This window comes from Psychromonas sp. B3M02 (genome assembly GCF_003318165.1).
In the GTDB taxonomy this organism is placed as follows: domain Bacteria; phylum Pseudomonadota; class Gammaproteobacteria; order Enterobacterales; family Psychromonadaceae; genus Psychromonas.
On sequence record NZ_QOCB01000096.1, the window covers coordinates 8,245 to 30,377 of the forward strand.

Genomic DNA, 22,133 nt, shown 5'->3' on the forward strand with positions numbered 1-22,133 from the left:
TAATACAATTGGTATTAAAAGCGAATTTTGGTCGAAAAATTAAAGATAAGCCAGAAATAGACCGACAAAAATAATTAATCCCACATAGTTATTATCTAAAAATGCTTTAAAGCAATTTGCTCTTTGTCTGTCTCTAATGCTGTATTGCTGGTGGATAAACAAACCACTGACAATGACTAAAGCGATGTAATAAAAGCTATTTAGCTCTTTTAAGATACCCACACTTAACAAAATCCCTAGCGTGATCAGTTGTAAACTCGCGATAATTACTTTATCTAACTTACCAAATAAGATCGCTGTCGATTTAACCCCTATTTTTAAATCATCCTCTTTATCTACCATGCCATACATGGTGTCGTAGGCCACAGTCCAAGTCAGGTTCGCGATAAAGAGTAGCCAAATAACAGAATCTAATTGGTTGGCTTGTGCAGCATAGGCCATCGGAATAGACCAACTAAAAGCTAACCCTAAGAAAACTTGTGGCAAATTGGTAAAGCGTTTCATAAAAGGGTAAATAAAGGCTAATAGCAGACCGATTAATGACAGTTGAATAGTTAACGTATTTTGCGTGAGTACCAATAGGAAAGCGAATAATGCTAATGTTAAAAACAGTATAACGGCTTCTTTGCTAGTGGCTCTTCCTGAAGGTAACGGACGATTTTTAGTGCGTTCTACAAAACCATCCAGTTTACGATCTGCAAAATCATTAATTACACAACCTGCGCTACGCATTACAAATACACCGATACAAAATACGAGCAATGTGCCTAAATTAGGTAAGCCTGCTGCGGCTACCCATAAAGCCCATAGGGTTGGCCATAGTAATAATAAGGTACCGATAGGTTTATCAGTACGCATTAAATCTAAGAAAGCTTGGCGTTTAGTGGCGGTGAAATATGAGATCATTGGTAAATATCCGATGCAGGTAGAAATACTTCACTAACTAGTAAGGGTTTGTTTTCTATATAAAAAAGTGACCGTCTTGCCCAAAGTGAATGCTCACAATGCTGTGAGAGTGTTTGGCATAACTGATGTATCAAAGAGCCTGGCTTAAATTCTGCTATCTCTATTTTTCCACGAACTAATGACGAATTTTGAAAGAGTAAACGGCCAAGCGATTCACTGCCAATTTCTGCCAGATTCTGCTGTTCATCAGATAAAGTTTGTTCGGGAATTTCAGTTTGTGCAAAAACATGTGCTGTGTGGTCACAATGCAAAAACACCTCACGTACTAATACCTGCTGGGCATCTGTAAAATAAGTGGAGAGAGGCGTTTGCTCTGTTGAGGTGGTAACCTGTTGGCGTACTTCGACATGAAAGTGGCGACAATGTTGCTCAAGCTTCTTCGTTAATGAACTTTCATCTAGTAACCACGCAAGAATAGGCTCTGAGCAATCAGGGACATAGCTAGCTTCTTGCCATGAGGCTGAAGAGGCGATATTAAGTAATTGGTTGAGCATATAAGCCTTTTATATAAATAGTATCTGTCACTTTAAGCTGCAGATTATACCCATCTGGTTGAGTTTATTAATGGCACTTAATAAAAATTATGATTGATTGTAAAGGGCGCGGGCAGTAATTGGGAATATTTTTTGATATTGCTACTTTTTTATCCACAATATTTGCCAGTGACTGCTATCATACGCATCAAAAGAATGTTTAAGTTTTGTGGGAATGAGTGATGTTTAAGAAAGTCGTGTTTTGTGTTTTATGTTTGCAGTTATGGTCTCCAGCTTACTTGGTGGCTGCTGAAGAAGGTGCTCCTATATCATCGAGTTATCAATATTTTGAGTTAGAGCCTGACATTATAACCAACTACATTAAACCAGGTAAGAAGTTAGGTTACATCCGAGTGGGTATCGACCTGATGGTTAAATCAAACAAAGCATTAGAAGAAGTAGAGCTACATGAACCACTGATTCGAGATCGTATTATCACAGTATTAGGTGAACAAAGTGAAGAAAAAATCCGTTCTGTCAGTGAACGCCAAGGGATTAGATTAAGCTGTTTAAATGCTGTTAATGATGCCATTTTTGAGATCACAGGCGATCGCCCTGTAGAAGATCTGTTGTTCACTAAATACCTAGAACAATAATCTTTTAAATCGCCAGTCATCAGTGTCATAACTTCAGCTTGTGGCACACCAAAGCTAACAGTAAACCCGCTAACAACCCTACTAGATGCGCATAATTGGCAAGGTTAGCGGGTAAAATATCAATAAACCCAAGGACCAACCAGCCTAACAGAATAACAAACATACCATTAGGTAGTTGTACTCTGCTGCTTTTATCAAGTTGTCCAAACAACCAACAGTAGCCAATCAATGCATAAACTACACCACTTAATCCTCCAAAATACGGGCCGACGACAAAGAACTGTGCAAGGTTTGATGCGATCGCCGAAAATAAAAACAACAGTAAAAGACGTTGTTTACCATGTTGTTTTTCAACGATGCCGCCCAGTTGCCACCACCAGAGTAGATTAAACACTATATGTAATAAGCTAAAGTGTAATAGAGCAGGCGTAATAAATCGCCAGCTTTGTAGGTAATCAAAAGGCTGTTGTTGATAAAAGGCTAAAAATGAATTTAATGGATTAAATACACCGAATGCAATTAATCCATAAATAACACAGCAAACAATAAACAGGCTATGTGTAAGTATGCCCGCGTGCTGTTTAAAATTACTGAATAGGTCGGTATTGGCATAAGAAAGTTGTTCTGGGGCACTGTTAGTATTGCCTGACTCCCAGCTTGCAGAGAGGTATTTACTTTGTGTTGGATTGGCTAAAAACTCGGTTAACGCTTGTTCTGCGATAGGTAGTTGCCGCTCATCATCAAGCACAATTTCATAGCTAAATTCAGAATGCTCAATACTGTTTTTTACTTTTTGGCCGGTTAAGTAATCGGAAAAGGCTTGAGCTAAACGTAGATGCTCAAAACGATGTAATCGGGTCATAACGTTTCCTATAAATGCTTTTTATTCAGTCAGTGTAGCAAACAATATCTTGATGAAGCTGTATTAATAATAATGAGGTTGCTTGCTTTTTTGTCCTATTGAACTAATTTAATTAGATCTGTCTGATAGTTGTACAGTGTGAATTAAATTGTACTTAAACAAAATAGGTTCACAAAGGCATTCGCGAGAGAAGTTTCACTTCTCGGCTAGCTTGGTGAATAAATAGATCGTTTAGATCGGTACACTGATTCATCTAATATGATTGATATCAGATGGTATCGCGTCGGATATAAAACCGGCAGGATTAACCAGTGTAATACTATGTAGGTATATGAAAGTTATAACTATGTAGACTATTGGCGCTTTATGGTTTATTGATTTAAAATGATATAAATTGTATGGAAGTGACACATTATAATAACAAGGAAAATAATATGAATATTAAATCTGCTCGTACTTTAGCATTGGCTGCTTCTCTGTTTTTAGTACCCACTAGTTTTCAGGCTGCGTTTGCTGCTGATTTCGGTAGTATTGCTACTTCAAGTCTTGAAAAAGTAAGCTCTGCGACTACTAGTGCTGAAGATAAAGTAAGTGCTGCAAAAACTAGCGCAGAAGAATCAGTAAGTTCTGTTAGCTCAAGTGCTGATAGTTCAAAAATTGATATTAATACTGCTTCTATCTCAGATCTAACGTCTATTTCAGGTATTGGTACATCAATCGCAACTAAAATTGTTGAATACCGTGAAAAATACGGTGATTTCACTGACCTGGCTGATTTAACTAACATCAGTGGTATTGGTAGTTCAACACTAACTAAAATATTACCTTACTTAAGCCTATAATTTGCTTTAAAGGTATTTTGGAAAACCACTATTCTTAGTGGTTTTTTTGTTTTAGCTACTTAATTTTTTATTAGGAAATAATAATGGCGATTTTAGTGACAGGTGGTGCAGGTTATATTGGTTCTCATACGGTTGTGGAACTATTAAATGAAGGGCAACAGGTTATTATTGTTGATAATCTGGTGAACGCTTCATTAGAGTCTTTAAACCGAGTAGAAAAAATCACTGGTAAAGCACCTATATTTCATCAAGGTGATATTTTAAATAAAGCCTTTTTAGATGATGTCTTTGCTGAGCATGAGATTGATTGTGTTATTCATTTTGCTGGTCTAAAAGCGGTAGGTGAGTCGGTCGCTAAACCTGTTTCTTATTATCAAAACAATGTGCAAGGTACTCTGACACTATTAGATGCAATGAAAGATGCGGGTGTATTTAAACTTGTATTTAGCTCTTCAGCAACGGTTTATGGCGATCCTGCAAGCTTGCCTATTCGTGAAGACTTCCCGGTTGGTGGCACCACAAACCCTTATGGTACGTCTAAATTAATGGTGGAAATGGTATTGGCAGATGTTGCTAAATCAGATCCACGTTGGGCTTTTGTTATTTTACGTTACTTCAATCCGGTTGGGGCGCATTTGTCTGGTTTGATTGGGGAAGATCCTAATGGTATTCCAAATAACTTATTGCCCTATATTGCGCAAGTTGGCGTAGGGAAATTAACTCAGTTAGCTGTGTTTGGTGATGATTATGATACACCTGATGGCACAGGGGTACGTGATTATATCCACGTTGTGGACTTAGCGATTGGTCACTTAAAAGCATTAACTCGAATTGCCAGTGAAACCGGTGTATTTATTTATAACCTAGGCACTGGTAACGGTTATTCAGTGTTGGATATGGTAAAGGCATTTGAAGCGGCAAGCGGTAAAGCGATTCCTTATCAAGTCTCTCCACGAAGAGAAGGGGATATTGCAGCCTGTTACGCCGCACCTGAAAAGGCACTGGCGGAGCTTGGTTGGCAAGCTGAACGTGATTTAGATGCCATGATGCAAGATACATGGCGTTGGCAGTCAGCGAATCCGGGTGGTTATAAATAGCCTTAATACTCGATAAAAATAACAGCATTGTTAATTATTTGATGTTAGTTACAGTTACTCTGGTTTTTCTAGAGTAACTGTTTCAACAACCAATCGACGATTGACAGTTAAGGCGCGTATAGCTGTACTCTATTTTTACCTGCACTTTTTGCCTGAAATAATCCCTGCTCTGCATAATTGACCAATTTACTGCTTTTTAACTCATTACGATAAGTTACTGCTCCGATGCTCACCGTAATATTAATAAGTTCATCCTCATACTGCACACACAGCAATTCAGTACTTTTCCTGATCACTTCTGCGACTTGTTGAGCTACTTTATCGTTACTGTTATTGAGTAAAATAATGAACTCTTCCCCTTCCCAACGGGCAATTAGGTCGGTTTTGCGAATACAATCTTTTAACTTGTAGGCGAGCCGTTTTAAGACTACATCACCTGCCGCTTGTGTATAAGATTCATTAATCTGTTTAAAGTTATCTATATTAATTAATAGGATTGAGAATGAGCCTTTTTGCATAGGCTGATTAAGTAGTTTGTCAGATAGTAGGTTATTAAAGTGTCGACGTGTATACACTTCGGTTAATTCATCCTTTTCCGATAACTGCTTTAATTTTACCGAGTGATCACTATTTTGCGTTACCCAACGATGGATAGCATAGGAAACAAGAATAAAGCCAAATAACTGGCCGATATCTTTGAACAGTACGGCTAATAACCAAGGCTGTACGAAAATTTCATTGAGGGTACTGGTAAACGCTGCAGTGAATAGAAAGAAGAAACCACTTACTAATAATTTATGAACGACTGGATTGTTTTTCACTCTATTAAGATTAATTAATAAGAAGAATAGTGTGATAGAGATAATAGAGTGAAAGAAAAAGTTATAGAGCTTGATATGATAAACAATAGGAAACAACCAAGCTTGTAGTACGACATAAGCAAGAACAAAATAGTAGAATGAGTGCAGTGTACTTTTTTTGAACAATGGCTGTTTCTCTATTGTAAATGATAATCAAATTAGTTTATGTTGATTATAAATAAATATTTTAGACAAGTTACTATAATTGGATTTTTTAGTAAATAAATGAACCTGTTTAATATCTGATATTTGAATTTTGTGATTAATGCTTTATTTCTGTGAACTATCTCTCTATCATTAAGGATCCGTTTTTTAGATGGTTTTTTCCGATGCCTAAAGTGACTCAGCAAGATATTTCAACAAGTTTTGGTCGTAACATTATTGACCGAGGTACCCAGTATTTTAAAGAAAGTCGTGTACTAGCTTGCGACTACGATGAATCAACTAACTCACTGGTTGGACTAGTTAGAGGAAGTAGTGAAACTCCCTATAAGACTAAAGCATCCATTAAGCCTTCTAACAAAGGCGGGCTTATTATCCACAGTACATGTTCTTGTAAAGTTGGCTGGAACTGTAAGCATGCCGTTGCATTATTATTAGCTTACCAAGCCGATACACCTGATTATAACGTCGAAAACAGTTACCAAGCCTGGTATGAAATGCTCAGTGGTAAAGCTGCTGTGCCTGAAAAAGTAAGAGCTTCTGCTTATCAGGGGCATTTCCGTTTCTCATTTGATAAAAAAGTACTAAACCATGAACATCGTTACATTAAAGTGGAATACGGTACGGTACGTTTTCTAAAAAGTGAAAATACCCATGTGTTCAGTGAAAAAGATTTAGTATCTGTCGCTGACAATGAAAGCTGGATGGAAAGTTTTAAATGGGTAGAAGACGTTGATGTTGAAATTTTACGTCTATTACTCACTAAAGAAGGGCGTGCCGCTAAGTTAGGAAAGACCTACATAAAAACGGAATTGGACCTGTTAGCGTTGCAAAAAATCTTAGCAACGGGACGCTGTTTCTGGGAAACATTAGATCAAAAAATCACACCAGCTGAAACCCGCGCTTTATCCTTAGATTGGCAAGATACAGAAGAAGAACTTAAGCAGTTAAGTGTTAACCTAGCTGATTGTCATGATTGGTTACTGATCCCAACACCGACTCCCTATTTTTATGATTTAACACACCATCAAGTAGGTAAAATAGGCACTGAGTTTAACAGAGATTGGTTACTGTCTTTATTGCAAACACCACCACTAGGCGCTGAGCAATGTGCTCACTTTACACAAGAAGTCTCATTAGGGTTTGCACAGGATATTTTACCTAATCCACAGCACTATGATATTCAGAAAATTGATGAGCAGTTACAAGTTATCTTTAAGTTAGACGTACAAACCATCAAAAGTCAGCCGTTATTCCTAGGGCGTTTATACTTCAAATATGGTGAGTTGGTATTAACACCAAGCATTTTGGAAGATAAACAACGCAATCAATATATGCATAAAGGGCAAATTGTTAGCATTGAGCGTAATATCGAAGCAGAATTGGCTGCTCTCAATGAATTTAATGACCTTTGTTTACTTGATGTGCATATGTATGACCCTAAATACAAGGTCACTAAAGACTTACAAGGTATTTTACCGCCTGAGCTTGGTGGCACTCAAGAGTTCCAGTGGTTGTCCTTATTAACTGCACATAAAGCACGCTTAGAAGTATTAGGTTGGCAGTTTGATATTGCTAAAGATTTAGCATTACAAAGTCAGCAGGTAGATAGCATTGATATTGATATCGACGAAAAAGGCAACTGGTTTGATCTCGGTGTGTCGATTGAAGTTGATGGCAAACGTATTGAGTTATTACCGTTATTATTAGAATGGCTGCGAAGCAATGAAGATTGGCAACAAAACAGTTACGATATTCTCTTAGCGCAAGGCAATGGTCGTCCATTACGTGTTAAACGCGAGTCGATTCAACCTATCTTATCTATCTTACAAGAGTTAGGTGAAGTCAATGAAAGTAAAATCAACTTACCACAAAACCAAGCTGCTTTATTAGCACAGTTACCTGAAATTAACCGTTGGATTGGTGGTGAACATGTCCAGGCATTAGCTGAAAAACTCGCTAACTTTAGCGGTATTCAGGATATTGATGCTCCAAATGGACTAGCGGCAGACCTTCGTGACTATCAAAAAGAGGGCCTAAACTGGTTAATGTTCTTAAATGAATATGGGTTCTCTGGGGTACTTGCCGATGACATGGGTTTAGGTAAAACAGTACAAACATTGGCTTACCTGTTGTACAAAAAACAGCATCAATTATTAACACAACCGGCAATGGTTATTTGTCCAACGTCTTTAGTGGGCAACTGGTTGAATGAAGCAATCAAGTTTACACCGGATCTTAAAGTATTAGTGTTACACGGTGTAAGCCGTCATCAGTTCTTTAAAGAGATCAATGACTATGATTTAGTGATCACCACTTATCCACTGATTGCACGTGATTTTAAAGAGTTTACTGATTATTCATTTTCGGATTTGATTTTAGATGAAGCACAAACTATCAAAAATCCTTTAGCGAAAATGACGAAAAGCATTAAGTTAATTGATGCTAAACAACGTTTATGTTTGACCGGTACACCGATGGAAAATCACCTAGGAGAACTATGGTCTCTATTTGACTTCTTAATGCCTGGTTTCTTAGGTTCATACAGCACCTTTAACCGTGTTTATCGTAAAGGCATTGAAGGCGAAGGAAATCATCAGATCCAGCAATGGTTAATTCAAAAAACTAAACCGTTTTTACTGCGTCGTACTAAAGATGATGTGGCTAAAGAGTTACCTGCAAAAACTGAAATTATTCATACCATTGGTCTGCAAAATGACCAGCGTACTTTGTACGAAAGCATCCGTATTACCATGGAGGCTAAAGTTCGTGACCTATTACGTGAAAAAGGCATGGCAAGAAGTCGCATTGAGTTCTTAGATGCGCTATTAAAATTACGCCAAGCTTGTTGTGATCCTCGTTTAGTGAAGTTAGAGCATGCGAAGGATATTAAGAGCTCTGCGAAATTAGATTTCTTAATGGAGTTGTTACCGGAAATGGTGGAGGAAGGGCGTCGTATCCTGATCTTCTCTCAATTTGCACAAATGCTCGGCTTGATTGGTGATGCGCTTCAGGAAGCGGGCATTGATTTTGTTAAATTGACCGGACAAACACGTAACCGTAGTGAAGTTATTGAGAAGTTCCAAGCGGGCGATGTACCTGTATTCCTAATCTCATTGAAAGCGGGTGGTGTTGGTTTGAACTTAACTGCTGCAGATACAGTGATCCATTATGACCCATGGTGGAACCCTGCGGTAGAAAATCAAGCGACTGACCGAGCGTATCGTATTGGACAGGACAAACCGGTATTTGTGTATAAATTGATTTGTGAGCAAACCGTTGAAGAACGTGTATTAGCATTACAATCACGTAAGCAAAAACTAGCCGATAGTGTGTACGGTAAAGAGCAAGAAGAGAACTTTGCACCAGACAATAGTGATGCATTATTGAAACTGTTTGAGCGTTATTAAATGCAAATTGATGAGGCTTTATTAGCACCGATTAATGCATTTTTATATGTTGAAACACCTCAAGCTTGGATAGATAAAGCCAAGCTTGAGGAGAATCAGAGCGCTTTATTAGTTGACCACATGATTTGTGAGTTAAAAGCTGCACAGACGGCTATGTTATTAATTCGCCGCTATGCTGTTGACAAAGAGAGCGGTGCTGCGTTAATGGCTTGGTTAACGCCTTATAATGATTATGTTTATCGCAATCAGGGGGATTGGAAAGCATTAGCTAATAGCAATCTGTCTAAGAAAATTGTGGCAAAACAAGGTACAGCTTACGGGCAAGACTTAATTGATAAGATGATTCTGTTAATTAAAGAGGAACTACATCACTTTTATCAAGTCGTGGAGATTATGCAAGCACGTGATATCCAGTTTGATTTTGTTGGTTCTAGCCGTTATGCCAAAGAGTTATTAAGCCATGTCACCACTCATGAACCAAATACCTTAATCGATAAACTGATTTGTAGTGCGTATATTGAAGCAAGATCCTGTGAGCGATTTGCTAAAATAGCACCACATTTAGATCCAGTATTGAATAAGTTCTATGTGTCATTGTTACGTTCAGAAGCAAGGCATTATCAGGATTATTTAAGCTTGGCAGAGCAGATAGCAGGGCAAGATATTAGTCAGCGTGTTGCTTATTTTGGTGAATTAGAAGGTCGCTTGATCAGTGAACCTGATGCAGATTTTAAATTTCACAGTGGATGCCCAATCTAATTGTTTAATAAACGGCTGTAATCTATATCACAGCCGTTACAAGTTAGTGCTTGACACTAATATCTGTAGTAGGAATACAACTACAAGCAAGCACATAACCTGCCTCTATATCTTCCTTAAACAAACCTTGGTTACTTAATACATTCACTTCGCCGGATAATAGCTTAGTTTTACAGCGTCCGCATTTACCACCACGACAAGAGTAAGGGATATTAATTCCTGCCGCCTCAGCTTGATCTAATAATAACCCTTGGTCATTACCGTCGATACTCACCTCTGATTTTTCAAAGTGTATCTTAATCGTTTTATGGCTGAGTTTTTTCTCACCTAGCATTGAGGTGTAAGTTGGCGGAGTTTGTGTTTCCAATACTTGGATAGTATCTCCTGAGCGAATAGTACCTTCATTTAACGGGATTAAGTTTTGCCCAAAGTCAATATTGCCTTGATGAAATCGATATTCAGAGAGGGTTTTAAGTGGCTGCTCTAAATCAGGAACTCCAGTTAAAGGATCAACATTAGTAAAGTTACAACGCGAACAGGGTTTACTGATCTCAAATTCGACTTCGCCAATTTTAATACGCGCCCAAGTATCTTCGATAAATGGCTGATCGCCTTTCATAATTAAATTAGGGCGAAAATGTAGTGCTGTTACCGGATTCTGTAGGTGAGTATTAAGCTCATCAATAGAGTTTTGATTAATTAAGAGTAGTGGATAACCATCGGCAAAGGAGACCTGTGTACTGCGATTTTTAACGCAACGAGAGGTACTTTCTGAAAAATAAACCAGTTGGCAATCTTGTTTTAAATAGTTAGAGAACCACTTATCATAATCAGGATGGCAATGTTGAGCTTGCATATTATCCGCCCAGACTTCCACTGTTTGCATCTGCTCTGTGAAATTTTCCGTTTGGATATAGATGCTGGTTTGCTTAGGTGCACTTACCAATAAGCCTTTTTTCGAAAACTCAATGCTGATTTGAGTTAATTGTGGGTGGGTTCGTCCAGTGATAAACTTACCATTGAGATCCACTAACATAAAGCGTCTATCGTTAGTTAACCCCTTTTCTTCAACAAAGGTCTGACGTAATTGAATGCCCTTTGTTGACTTTATTGGGTAAATATAAAGGTCAGTTAAACTTTGCACACTTATCCTTATTTGGTTCGTTCAAGTAAATAGCCCGCATAATCAGGAATACGAGTGGCATAGACTTTATTAATATGAAATGAATCCATAATGAAATCTGCAGTCGCGATATTAGTCGCAATGGGAATGTTCCATACTGCTGCTAAGCGCAATAATGCTTTTACATCGGTATCGTGTGGTACTGCGTTCATTGGGTCCCAAAAAAAGATCAGGAGATCCAATTGCCCTTCAGCGATTTTAGCGCCTAACTGTTGGTCGCCACCCATTGGTCCTGACAGTAAGCATTCTATTGGTAGCTTGGTTTGCTTTTGTAACAAAACGCCCGTTGTACCAGTGGCAAAAAGCTGATGTGTTTCTAATTGTTGCTTGCGTTTATCTGCCCAGCTGATGAGCAAATCTTTCATATGATCGTGTGCAACTAGCGCTATCTTTTTTGATGGCGCTAAATCACGCGTAATGTATTCCATGGAATTACCTTTTATAAAAAATTAAGCAGAGTAGTGCTTATCACCAAACATCAGTTTGTACATTAACCAAATAGCGAGGATCAGCGAAATAGTGATGGATAAGAAGTTAGATCCTAGCTCTGGGTATAACGCACCGGTGAAAGCCGCATATGAGAAAATACCAATAAAAAAGGCTGCCCAAGCAGGACGAATAGTCACTTCATTGTTCGCTTCATTAATATATAAACGATAAAAATGAGTAATAGCGAAAAATAGGGTAAAAAATGGGAAAAGAGAAAAGGTAACTTGTGAAATTGTTAAAATAGAAAAGCACGCATTAGCTGATAAACCTATTAAAAACGCATAAATTAACCATTTTATAGATATGTTGCTTTCTTGCATCTTATTCACTCCTAGGGGGTTGGCTATTTGGAATATAAAAAATAGCATGAAGCCATGCCTATTTCTTGTTTTTTATAACAATGGTGAGAGCTTAGCATTAGTTCTGTAATTTTGCTTTGTGATAAATTTACTGAACTCGTTATTTGTTGTAAGAATGTGTGACAAATGCTATCAAATTGTTAATATAAAGTTTATTTCCTATATGAGGGTATCTAATGTCGACACCAAAAAGTCCAAAAGCCGCTACTGTAAATTATGATTATGATGCCATTGTGATTGGTACTGGTCCTGGTGGTGAAGGTTCGGCAATGAAGCTGGCAAAAGCAGGTAAACGCGTCGCAGTGGTTGAGAAGTACAGAGATATTGGTGGCGGCTGTACGCATTGGGGAACTATACCTTCGAAAGCATTACGACATAGTGTGACGCAATTAATCGAGTTAAAAAATAATGCGTTATTCACTAATAATTACCCACAAAAACATGCTTTTACATTTGCTGATGTATTACATCACACACAACAAGTGATCGGTGAACAAGTAAAAATGCGCAGTAGTTTTTACAATCGTAATAACTGTACATTACATTTTGGTGAAGCCTCTTTTGTGGATAATCATTCTATTAAGGTGAAAAATCCGGATGGTTCCGTGGAAGTGATTACAGGGAAGGATATTATTATTGCCACTGGCTCTCGCCCTTATCATCCGCAAGATATTAACTTTAAAGCTGCAAATATTTATGACAGCGATACTATTTTGTCATTGGACTATCAGCCTAAGAATATCGTGATTTATGGTGCAGGGGTGATCGGCTGTGAGTATGCTTCTATTTTTAGAGGTTTAAGTGTTAAAACCGACTTAATTAATACGCGAGATAGACTGTTGTCATTTTTGGATGCAGAAATGTCCGATGCCTTGTCTTATCACTTTAGAAACTCCGGGATCATTCTTCGTCATGACGAAGAATACAAAAAAGTAGAGTCTACCGCGGAAGGTGTGGTTATCCACTTTCAGTCCGGTAAAAAGATGAAGGCTGATTGTTTATTGTATGCCAATGGGCGAACAGGTAATACAGATTTGCTAAATCTTGAAGCGGTTGGCTTGAAACCTGATAGCCGTGGTCAATTGTCCATTAATGAACACTATCAAACGGCTGTGGATAACATTTATGCTGTTGGTGATGTTATTGGTTATCCTAGCTTAGCGAGTGCAGCCTATGATCAAGGGCGTATCGCTGCAAACCTAATTATTACTCGTGAAGGTAATAAAAAGCTGATTAAAGATATTCCTACAGGTATTTATACCATTCCAGAGATTAGTTCTGTGGGTAAAACTGAACAAATGCTAACGCAACAAAAAGTGCCTTATGAAGTTGGACGAGCGCAATTTAAAGATTTAGCCCGTTCACAAATTCTTGGCTCTGATGTGGGTAGTTTGAAGATCTTATTCCATCGAGAAACGAAAGAGATTTTAGGCATCCATTGTTTTGGTGAAAGAGCGGCTGAAATTATTCATATTGGACAGGCCATTATGGAGCAAGAGGGCGAAGGTAATACCATTGAATACTTTGTGCGTACTACATTCAATTACCCAACAATGGCTGAAGCGTATCGAGTTGCTGCGTTGAATGGTTTAAATCGTTTATTTTAAATATGATAATGGGCAGTTGATAACTGCCCATTGGTCTTATTGACTCTTAGCGATAATTTTTCATCACCCATAATAAAGCGCTAATACAGCGTGCTTCTTGAAAATCATCTCTGTTTAATAACTCATCTACTTTGCTGATTGGCCATTTAATCACTTCTAATGGTTCAGGCTCGTCACCTATCAAACGTTCTGGATATAAATCCTTAGCCATAAATAAGGTCATTTCACTGCTAAAGTAACTTGGTGCCATTACTACTTTTCTGAGTTCTGTGAAATCTTTAGCACCAAAGCCTACTTCTTCTTTGAGTTCTCTATTTGCTGCTTGTATCGGAGTTTCACCTGGGTCAATAAGACCTTTTGGAAAACCTAACTCATAACTATGGGTGCCCGCAGCATATTCGCGAATTAATAGAATGGTTTCATCGTCATAAAATGGAACAACTAATACAGCACCTTGTGTACTGCTTTTCATACGCTCAAATTCACGTTCTTCGCCATTACTAAATTTCAGTTGTAAGGTTTCAATTTTAAAAAATCGACTACAAGCGGCAACACTTTTATTTAGTATTGTGGGTAAGGTTGGTGATGTATTACTCATAGTTGCCTCATAGTGTGATTGGTGAATAAAGCGCTGTTTTTTGAAAGCCTGTATTTAATCTCTTATTACCAAAGCCTCGTCTTTAATAACGGGCTTTGGTGATGGTAGCGTTTATTTAAAAAAGCTCATCGTCATAGATAGTGCCACCAGATTGGTTGCTTGATCCACTATAAATTGGCTCAGGCACATAGTCAGTCGGGACATTATCTTCTCGGAAGAATTCAAACATAGTCGATTCATCCGTCGCCGTAGATAACAAACCTGTTGCAGCATCAATGCGTACTGTGGTGATTGATGCTGGCCGTTCAGGTTGATACTCAGGTTTATTTTTCATTACTTTGCTCATGAACATATTCCAAGCTGGTAACGCTGTTTTACCCCCGAATTCACCACCTGCAGTTTGATTTTTACCTAGATTATTATTATAAGCAGCGCGCCCTAAATCACGATTGTAATCATCAAATCCTACCCAAGAAGTGGCCACCATATTGCCTACAAAGCCAGAGAACCAAGCATCTTTTGAGTCATTGGTTGTCCCTGTTTTACCACCCATATCTTGTCTGCCGATTCCACGTGCAGCTCGCCAACCTGTGCCATTCCAGTTGGTATTATTTTTTCTATTACCTCCACCCCATACAGCAGTACGTAAAAGCTCGCGTACTAAAAATGCGGTCTCTGGTGGAATCGCTGACTCGGCGATTTGTGATTGATCAATAGGTGAAATAGCACAAACTTCAGCATTGTGGTCGGTAATAGTTTTAGTTGCTAATGGGTTATTTGCAATTGCTTCTGCCTGTGCTTGGTACTCTTCAGTACATTGTGGACAAGCGATTTTTGGTTCTGCTTGATATAAAACGGTGCCGTATGCATCCTCAATACGCTCAACCAGATAAGGCTCAACTTTATAACCACCATTGGCAATAATGGCGTAACCTGTTGCTAGGTCAATTGGCGTAATAGACGCTGAACCCAGCGCTATCGAGTTGCTTCTTGGCATGTCGTTTTCGTTAAAACCAAACTTAGTAAGTTGGTCAATAATCTTCGTTAAACCTAAGTCTTCGACTAAACGCACTGATACTACGTTTTTAGACTGACCTAATGCTTGGCGTAAGCGAATTGGTCCGGCATAAACCGCAGGTGAGTTTTTTGGTCGCCATGCCGCACTTCCGCTCCATTGATTGATTGGCGTGTCATTAACTAGGGTCGCTAAGCTGTAACCATTATCTATTGCTGCTGAATAGATGAAGGGTTTAATATTAGAGCCTACTTGACGCTTAGCTTGAGTTGCACGGTTAAATTTACTTTGCACAAAACTATAGCCGCCAACTAATGATGTAATAGCACCATCCTGCGGGTTAAGAGACACAAATGCTGAACTCACTGCTGGGTATTGTGATAACTGTAGTTGCTGAGTTACTTTATTATCTTTGCTGACATCTACTTCACGCACCCAAATTTGTTCGCCCACTTTAACTATGTCAGCGGCTTTTTTAGGTGGTGTGGATTGTCTTGAATCAGTAATAAATTTACGTGCCCAGCTTAGTCCATCCCACTCTATAGTGGATTTTTGTTCTGCCTGGCCTTTAATCAGTACTTCAATACTTTTCTCTTTAACGGCTACCACAACCGCAGGTTGTAAACCGCCAAAATTAGTTTCTTTGGCTAATGTTTTAGCTATCTTCTCTACAGGCCAAGCTGCTTCACCTTCTTCCCATAACACTTTAGTTGGGCCTCGGTAACCATGTCGCATATCGTAAGCATGTGAGTTTTCAATGACTGCTTGTTTAGCGGCTTGTTGCGCTTCTTTGGTAATAGTAGTGTAAACATTGAAGCCTTCGTTATAACTTCTCTCTTTACCGTACAGCTCGATCAGCTTATTACGTGCAATTTCTGCCACATAATGAGCAGATAATGTAATTTCTGCACCATGATAGCGGCTTAACACCACTTCATTACGTGCATCTTCATATTCTTTTTGTGAAATATAACCTTCATCTAACATACGCATTAATACAATATTGCGTCGTTCAGTCGCATTTTCTACTGAGTAGATAGGGTTTAAACGAGAAGGTGCTTTTGGTAGCCCCGCTAATACGGCCATTTCCGATAACGTTAATTCTGAAACAGTTTTACCAAAGTAAACTTGTGCTGCTGCACCAACACCAAAAGAACGATGTCCTAATGCAATTTTATTTAAGTACAGCATTAATATTTCGTCTTTAGTGAGAATTTGTTCTATTTGTATTGCGATAAATATTTCACGCACTTTACGAAGAATTGTCTTTTCGTTGGTTAAAAAGAAGTTTCGTGCTACCTGTTGGGTAATGGTACTGGCACCCTGTTTGGCACTTCCTGACATGATATAAACACTTGCTGCACGCATGATACCAATAGGGTCCATACCCACATGTTGGTAAAAGCGACTATCTTCTGTTGCAATAAATGCATTTACTAGTTGATCTGGAATTTCTTTGCGTAATAATGGTATACGTCGCTTTTCACCAAATTGAGAAATGAGTTCACCATCTTTACTTAGGACTTTCATTGGCACTTGTAGAGGTATATCTTGAATACTCGTTACGTCAGGTAAGTCAGATTTTAGTTGATAATAAATGACAAATACCGCGGCTACGCCAATAAAAGTCAAGATAATAGCAACTAAAAAAAGTCTCTTGAGCCATTTCATCATATTTAAATAATTCCATTGGTGGTGTGACTAAGTCACTTTTATGTTCGATATATAAGGTATGTAGTATATAGTGATAAATTATGAGTTAAAGAGCGAACTGTGACTTATCGACTTGGAAGTTCTAGAATTTAAACTTATTATCAATAATACACGGATTTAAAAAATTATTTATTTAAGCTATAGATAGCAGGGAAATTATGTTTTTTGGATTAAAAAAATTAGCCTCTCGTAGTGTCATTGGGATTGATTTTGGATCAAGTTCAATCAAGGCCATTGCGATTTCAAAAGGGTCAGGAGCATATCGCGTAGACGGTATCGCTGAAGCACCAGTTGCAAAAGGATTAATTGTCGATAATCGCTTTGAAGAAGTGGATAAAATCACCGCCATCCTGAAACAAATTCGTCACAGTTTTCCTTCCAGTTATAAAAATGTTGCGATCGCCGTTACCGGTTCCGACGTGATCACCAAAGTGATGAAAATGAATGCATCACTTGGTGAGCTAGACTTAGAATCTCGCGTTGAAATTGAGGTTGAAAACAGTATCCCTTTCCCACTAGATGAAATCTTTATCGACTTTGAAATCATGGGGCCTAGCGAAAATGATAAATCTTTAAATGACATACTAGTGAGTGCTGCACGTAAAGAGCGTGTTTTATCTCAAGCCCAGTGTGTAGATGACAGTGGATTAAAAACCACGATCGTTGATATTGCCAGTCATGCTTTAGCACGTTCTGCAGAGATGATCATGACCTCTGACGATTATAATCGCGGTGTAGCAGTGGTGGATATCGGTGCAACACAAATGATGTTGAATATCTTATATCAAGGTAATGTTATTTTTACGCGCAGTAAAAGCCACGGTGGCGGACTGTGTAATCAAATGCTTTCAGAACGTTATGGCATGTCAGCCCAAGAAGCTGAGCAAGCTAAAATCAATCAAGACCTTCCTGATGGTGCAGAAATCGATGTTATTACCCCTTTTGTGAATATGACGGTCAATCATTTACGTTTTGATTTGCGAATGTTCACTAATGCCCCTAATAATGTAGATGTACAAAAGTTGATCCTAACCGGTGGTGGGGTATTAATGCCGGCTTTAGCTAAACAATTACAAGATGAGCTAGAGTTTGAAGTAGAAATTGCAGATCCTTCATTGGCGCTTGAATGTAAAAGTGAAGAAGACAGCAAATTATTAAAAGAATCTGGCGCTAAATATATGATGGCACTAGGCTTAGCACTAAGAGGCGTTTCATAATGTCGAATATAAACTTACTGCCTTGGCGCGAAAATTATAAAAAACAGAAAAAGACAGCCTTTTTTATCCTGTTAGGCATTAGTGCGTTGATTGCATTAGCTTTGTCTTATGCTGGGAAAATGTATGTTGATTCGTTAATTGATGCACAAAATCAACGAAATCAATATTTACAAACGGAAACGATTATCTTAGATCGCCGTATTGCAGAAATCAGCGATATTAAAAAACAAAAAGCTGAATTGGTACGTCGTATTGACCTCATACAAGAGTTAGAAGCGAAGCGGAATATCATTACACGTTTCTTTAACACCTTACCTGAAGTAACACCATCGGGTGTTTATACTAATTCTATCACCTTTGATAAAGGCAAAGCGGATGTGAGAGGGTTATCAGACTCCACTAACCAAGTTAGTAATATGTTAAGAAATGTTGATAACTCGGGGTGGTTAGGTGACGCGGCATTGCCTTCTATTGTGAGTGGTCCAACGGAACCTATCAAGTTATATAACTTTTCGATGAATTTTATTATTCTACCTGAAGATGAAGACGGGAAATAATTATGCATATTAATGATATGGATTTCGATAATGTAGGCAGCTGGCCTAAATTGCATAAAACAGTGGTCATTGCGATTGTTTGTATTTTGTTGATTGGTGGGTTTTATTATTATGTTATCGAAGATCAGCTTAAACAGTTAGATAAAGTTGAAGCAAAAGAGTTAACATTAAAAAATGAATTTAAGGTCAAGGCTGCCTTGTCTTCAAATCTTGAAGCTTATCGCGCACAAATGACTGAAATTGAGGTAATCTTAGCTGGCTTAGTTAATAAATTACCGACTAAAAAAGAGCTTGCAAGCTTATTGGATGATATTGGTTTTATTGGCTCAAACAATGGTCTGCAATTTAAAAGTCTTAACTGGGGAGTAAATAAACAGCTGGAGTTAGCTGAGGAGGTGCCGATAAGTATTAAAGTAGTAGGAACCTATGAGCAATTAGGTAAATTTTCTGCAGACATTGCCGCGTTACCGCGTATTGTTATATTAGATAATTTACGATTAAAACATAACGATGAAAACACCTTAATGCTTGATATCGTTGCTAAAACATATCGTTACAAAGGACATAAATAATGAAAAAATTATTACCTTTACCTTTGGTTTTTTTATTATTTTCCTGTTCTGAGGCAAACCTCGAAGATTTAAATAAATTTGTCGTTGATACTAAATCCAAAGTTTATCCGGTTAAAAATGAAGTACCTACACTAAAAAAAATCGATACACTTAATTTTACACAAGCCGAAGGACGTAATCCTTTTTCACAGCCTAAGCTTGAAGTCGTTGCCGAAGTAAAGGATACTCCTAAAAGTTGCCCTCAGCCTAATTTTGAACGTGAAAAACAAGCGCTTGAGTTATATTCTTTAGGGCAAATGCAAATGCGTGGCACGCTGTTAAAAGATGGCGAATTGTCCGCGTTAGTGCAAATATCTGGTAATGAAGTTCATCGTGTTAAACCAGGTAACTATCTAGGATTAAATTACGGAAAAGTACTAAAAATAAATAAAGATCAAATTGACCTGTTAGAGCTCGCGCCAGATCAAAATGGTTGTTGGGAAGAACGGCTTACACAGATTAAATTAGTCTCAAAATAAAGTTAATCAGGGATGAAACGGAAATCATGAAATTATTAAATATAAAGCAACTTGCGCTGTTCAGTATTAGTAGCGTCTTGCTCATTTTATCTCCTTTTGCAGTTGCCGAGTCGCAACTGGTTAAATTAAACGTTAATCCACTTTCTGAAGGGAAGTTTGAATTAAAATTTGAATTTAATGAAGCTATCAGTAGTTACACTGATAAATTGAATTATCGCCCTAATAAACTAGTGATCGATGTTGCAGATGCTAGTTCATTACTTGAATTAAACCCTATCCCTATTGATAAAAATGGTGTTGAAAACGTTGAAGCTGAACGCATGAGCGAAGGTTTGCGTTTAACGATCAATATTGATGAGTTAATGCCTTATTACATTGCAGAACAGGGTAACAACTTAGTAGTGAGATTCGGTGATACAGCACTACAAAGCGATGCCAGTGAGTCAGAAACTGCGATTGCTGCAGCGATTCTGCAGGATACCGGCGATCAAACCGCACAAAAAACCATAGATGAAGCGGCTGAGAAAGCTCGTCAAGCAGCTTCTATTGACCGCCCTAAAGGTTATGTAAACACCATTGCCGATATCGACTTTAAACGTGGCTCTGAAGGGCAAGGTAAGTTATTTGTTTACCTAGATAACTCCAGTGTTGCAGTTGATATTAAGCGTCGTGACCAACAACTGATTGTCGAGTTCCAAAGCACCTTTATTCCAGATGACTTCTTATACATCATGGATGTAGTCGATTTTGCGACCACTGTGAATAAAATTGAGACTTTCCGTGAAGATGGTAAAACGCGTTTTGTGTTCAACATAAAAGATGAATATAACTACCGCTACGATCAACTAGATACCTTATTTATGATTGAGGTGTCGAAAAAACCTGAAGATGAAGCCGATGCGCCTTATGAAGGTAAAGCTATCTCACTTAACTTCCAAGATATTCCTGTACGTACGGTATTACAGTTAATTGCTGACTTTAACGGTTTTAACCTGGTTATTACTGATTCTGTAAGCGGTAACATCACATTACGATTAGATGATGTGCCTTGGGAGCAAGCCTTAGACATTATTCTTAAAGTACGTGGTTTAGGTAAACGTATGGATGGTAATGTATTGATGATTGCTCCAGCTTCTGAGTTAGCGGCCAGCGAACGTCAACAATTAGAATCGAATAATGAAGTGGCGGCGTTAGCGCCTCTATACTCAGAATTTATTCAGATTAACTATGCAAAAGCAGAAACTATTGCAGCGTTATTATCAGGTCAAAGTGCAAGCTTATTATCTGAGCGTGGTAATGTGACTGTTGATACCCGTACTAATATTCTTTTAATAAAAGATACTGCGGCAGTGATTGACTCGGTTAAAGAGATTATTGATGTATTAGACGTTGCGGTTCGTCAAGTAGTGATTGAAGCGCGTATGGTGACAGTAAGTGATTCTGTAGCGGAAGATTTAGGGGTAAGTTGGGGGTTAGATACTGATTCAGCTACTTCTGATTCAAGATTAAATACCTTAGATGTAAATCTGCCTGTTGCTTCATCTGCCGGTACTTTAGGTTTCCAAGTCGCGACATTAGCGAATGGTAACATCTTGGATCTAGAGCTATCAGCTTTAGAGCAAGAGAGTAAAGCAGAGATTATTGCTAGCCCGCGTATTACGACACTAAATCAACAAACTGCTTATATTGAGCAAGGTACTGAAATCCCATACGTAGAATCATCTTCATCAGGTGCAACTACGGTGAGCTTTGAAAAAGCGGTATTAAGCCTACAAGTAACACCGCAGATAACACCGGATAACAAACTGATTCTAGACTTAGTGATCACCCAGGATTCTGTAGGTGAGACGGTAACAACTAGTGATGGTGAGTCGGTTTCTATTGATACGCAAGAGATTCAAACTCAGGTATTAGTGGATAATGGCGAAACGCTTGTATTAGGTGGTATTTACCAACAACAAATCTCAGATACCATCAGTAAGGTGCCAGTCTTAGGTGATATTCCTTACCTAGGTTACTTCTTTAGAAACTCGGTAACTGATAATACAAAATCTGAGCTGTTAATTTTTGTTACGCCACGCATTGTGATGCAAACAAAATACTAACCTAAATAGCTCATAAGTCATTCAAGAAGCCTGAAGTTTATCTTCAGGCTTCTTTTTTTATGGCTTGCAATATATTGATAACAATTGCGATAATAAGGCACTTCTCTTTAATT

The 22,133-nt window shown here is 38.2% G+C and carries 20 protein-coding genes; 11 read left to right on the forward strand and 9 right to left on the reverse strand.

The annotated features are described in order from the left end of the window. Positions 1-39: 39 nt before the first annotated feature. Positions 40-906 carry a 4-hydroxybenzoate octaprenyltransferase gene (gene ubiA, locus DS885_RS10170; RefSeq protein ID WP_113819321.1) on the reverse strand — a complete coding sequence of 289 codons (867 nt, stop codon included), beginning with the start codon at positions 904-906 and terminating at the stop codon, positions 40-42. Next, positions 903-1,460, reverse strand: coding sequence for a chorismate--pyruvate lyase family protein (locus DS885_RS10175; protein ID WP_113819322.1), 558 nt, complete (start codon positions 1,458-1,460; stop codon positions 903-905). Before DS885_RS10175 ends, ubiA begins: the two co-directional genes overlap by 4 nt. Positions 1,461-1,681: 221 nt before the next feature. On the opposite strand from DS885_RS10175, the gene DS885_RS10180 reads away from it, so the two are divergent. Further along, positions 1,682-2,095 (forward strand): flagellar basal body-associated FliL family protein, encoded by a 414-nt coding sequence (locus DS885_RS10180; RefSeq protein ID WP_113819323.1) that lies wholly within the window; start codon positions 1,682-1,684, stop codon positions 2,093-2,095. Positions 2,096-2,120: 25 nt separating this feature from the next. Here the strand turns inward: DS885_RS10180 and glpG are convergent, their stop codons facing one another. Then, on the reverse strand, positions 2,121-2,957 hold the full coding sequence (glpG, locus tag DS885_RS10185) for a rhomboid family intramembrane serine protease GlpG (RefSeq protein WP_113819324.1): 837 nt from the start codon (positions 2,955-2,957) through the stop codon (positions 2,121-2,123). A gap of 434 nt (positions 2,958-3,391) precedes the next feature. Here glpG and DS885_RS10190 point away from each other — a divergent pair, with 434 nt between their 5' ends. After that, complete coding sequence (locus tag DS885_RS10190) at positions 3,392-3,799, forward strand: ComEA family DNA-binding protein (protein WP_181817754.1); 408 nt, start codon at positions 3,392-3,394, stop codon at positions 3,797-3,799. An 83-nt stretch (positions 3,800-3,882) separates the two neighbouring features. Beyond that, positions 3,883-4,896 (forward strand): UDP-glucose 4-epimerase GalE, encoded by a 1,014-nt coding sequence (gene galE / locus DS885_RS10195; RefSeq protein ID WP_113819326.1) that lies wholly within the window; start codon positions 3,883-3,885, stop codon positions 4,894-4,896. 107 nt (positions 4,897-5,003) lie between these two features. Here galE and DS885_RS10200 read toward each other — a convergent pair whose 3' ends face one another. Beyond that, on the reverse strand, positions 5,004-5,882 hold the full coding sequence (locus DS885_RS10200; protein ID WP_181817755.1) for a GGDEF domain-containing protein: 879 nt from the start codon (positions 5,880-5,882) through the stop codon (positions 5,004-5,006). Positions 5,883-6,085: 203 nt separating this feature from the next. On the opposite strand from DS885_RS10200, the gene DS885_RS10205 reads away from it, so the two are divergent. After that, complete coding sequence (locus DS885_RS10205) at positions 6,086-9,328, forward strand: DEAD/DEAH box helicase (RefSeq protein WP_113819328.1); 3,243 nt, start codon at positions 6,086-6,088, stop codon at positions 9,326-9,328. Further along, positions 9,329-10,087, forward strand: a complete 759-nt coding sequence (gene miaE, locus DS885_RS10210; protein WP_113819329.1) for a tRNA isopentenyl-2-thiomethyl-A-37 hydroxylase MiaE — start codon at positions 9,329-9,331, stop codon at positions 10,085-10,087. A 43-nt stretch (positions 10,088-10,130) separates the two neighbouring features. On the opposite strand, the gene DS885_RS10215 is transcribed toward miaE, so the two are convergent. Genes DS885_RS10215 through DS885_RS10225 form a run of 3 tightly spaced genes read right to left on the reverse strand, consistent with a single transcriptional unit; the run spans position 10,131 to position 12,079 of the window. Further along, positions 10,131-11,231: a YcbX family protein gene (locus tag DS885_RS10215; protein WP_113819330.1), complete on the reverse strand. Its 1,101-nt coding sequence runs from the start codon at positions 11,229-11,231 to the stop codon at positions 10,131-10,133. 8 nt (positions 11,232-11,239) lie between these two features. Continuing rightward, positions 11,240-11,698 (reverse strand): methylglyoxal synthase, encoded by a 459-nt coding sequence (locus tag DS885_RS10220; protein ID WP_113819331.1) that lies wholly within the window; start codon positions 11,696-11,698, stop codon positions 11,240-11,242. Between the two features lie 21 nt (positions 11,699-11,719). Then, positions 11,720-12,079, reverse strand: coding sequence for a YijD family membrane protein (locus tag DS885_RS10225; protein WP_113819332.1), 360 nt, complete (start codon positions 12,077-12,079; stop codon positions 11,720-11,722). A 215-nt stretch (positions 12,080-12,294) separates the two neighbouring features. On the opposite strand from DS885_RS10225, the gene sthA reads away from it, so the two are divergent. Continuing rightward, on the forward strand, positions 12,295-13,725 hold the full coding sequence (gene sthA / locus DS885_RS10230) for a Si-specific NAD(P)(+) transhydrogenase (RefSeq protein WP_113819333.1): 1,431 nt from the start codon (positions 12,295-12,297) through the stop codon (positions 13,723-13,725). Between the two features lie 46 nt (positions 13,726-13,771). On the opposite strand, the gene nudE is transcribed toward sthA, so the two are convergent. Together nudE and DS885_RS10240 are read right to left on the reverse strand one after the other, a co-directional pair. Further along, on the reverse strand, positions 13,772-14,323 hold the full coding sequence (gene nudE, locus DS885_RS10235; RefSeq protein WP_113819334.1) for an ADP compounds hydrolase NudE: 552 nt from the start codon (positions 14,321-14,323) through the stop codon (positions 13,772-13,774). A gap of 115 nt (positions 14,324-14,438) precedes the next feature. Next, a complete protein-coding gene (locus DS885_RS10240) occupies positions 14,439-17,009 on the reverse strand; it encodes a penicillin-binding protein 1A (RefSeq protein WP_441344264.1) in 2,571 nt (856 codons plus the stop codon). Positions 17,010-17,209: 200 nt separating this feature from the next. Between DS885_RS10240 and pilM the strand changes: the two genes are divergently transcribed. From pilM to pilQ, 5 genes are read left to right on the forward strand one after another with little or no spacing between them, the layout of a single operon-like run. Further along, positions 17,210-18,268, forward strand: a complete 1,059-nt coding sequence (gene pilM, locus DS885_RS10245; RefSeq protein WP_113819336.1) for a type IV pilus assembly protein PilM — start codon at positions 17,210-17,212, stop codon at positions 18,266-18,268. Next, positions 18,268-18,825, forward strand: coding sequence for a PilN domain-containing protein (locus DS885_RS10250; protein ID WP_113819337.1), 558 nt, complete (start codon positions 18,268-18,270; stop codon positions 18,823-18,825). Before pilM ends, DS885_RS10250 begins: the two co-directional genes overlap by 1 nt. 2 nt (positions 18,826-18,827) lie before the next feature. Continuing rightward, positions 18,828-19,397 (forward strand): type 4a pilus biogenesis protein PilO, encoded by a 570-nt coding sequence (locus DS885_RS10255; RefSeq protein WP_113819338.1) that lies wholly within the window; start codon positions 18,828-18,830, stop codon positions 19,395-19,397. Then, positions 19,397-19,915: a pilus assembly protein PilP gene (locus DS885_RS10260; RefSeq protein WP_113819339.1), complete on the forward strand. Its 519-nt coding sequence runs from the start codon at positions 19,397-19,399 to the stop codon at positions 19,913-19,915. Before DS885_RS10255 ends, DS885_RS10260 begins: the two co-directional genes overlap by 1 nt. 26 nt (positions 19,916-19,941) lie before the next feature. Continuing rightward, the gene (gene pilQ / locus DS885_RS10265; RefSeq protein WP_113819340.1) at positions 19,942-22,020 is read left to right on the forward strand and encodes a type IV pilus secretin PilQ family protein; all 2,079 of its coding nucleotides are present in this window, start codon (positions 19,942-19,944) and stop codon (positions 22,018-22,020) included. Positions 22,021-22,133 lie beyond the last annotated feature (113 nt).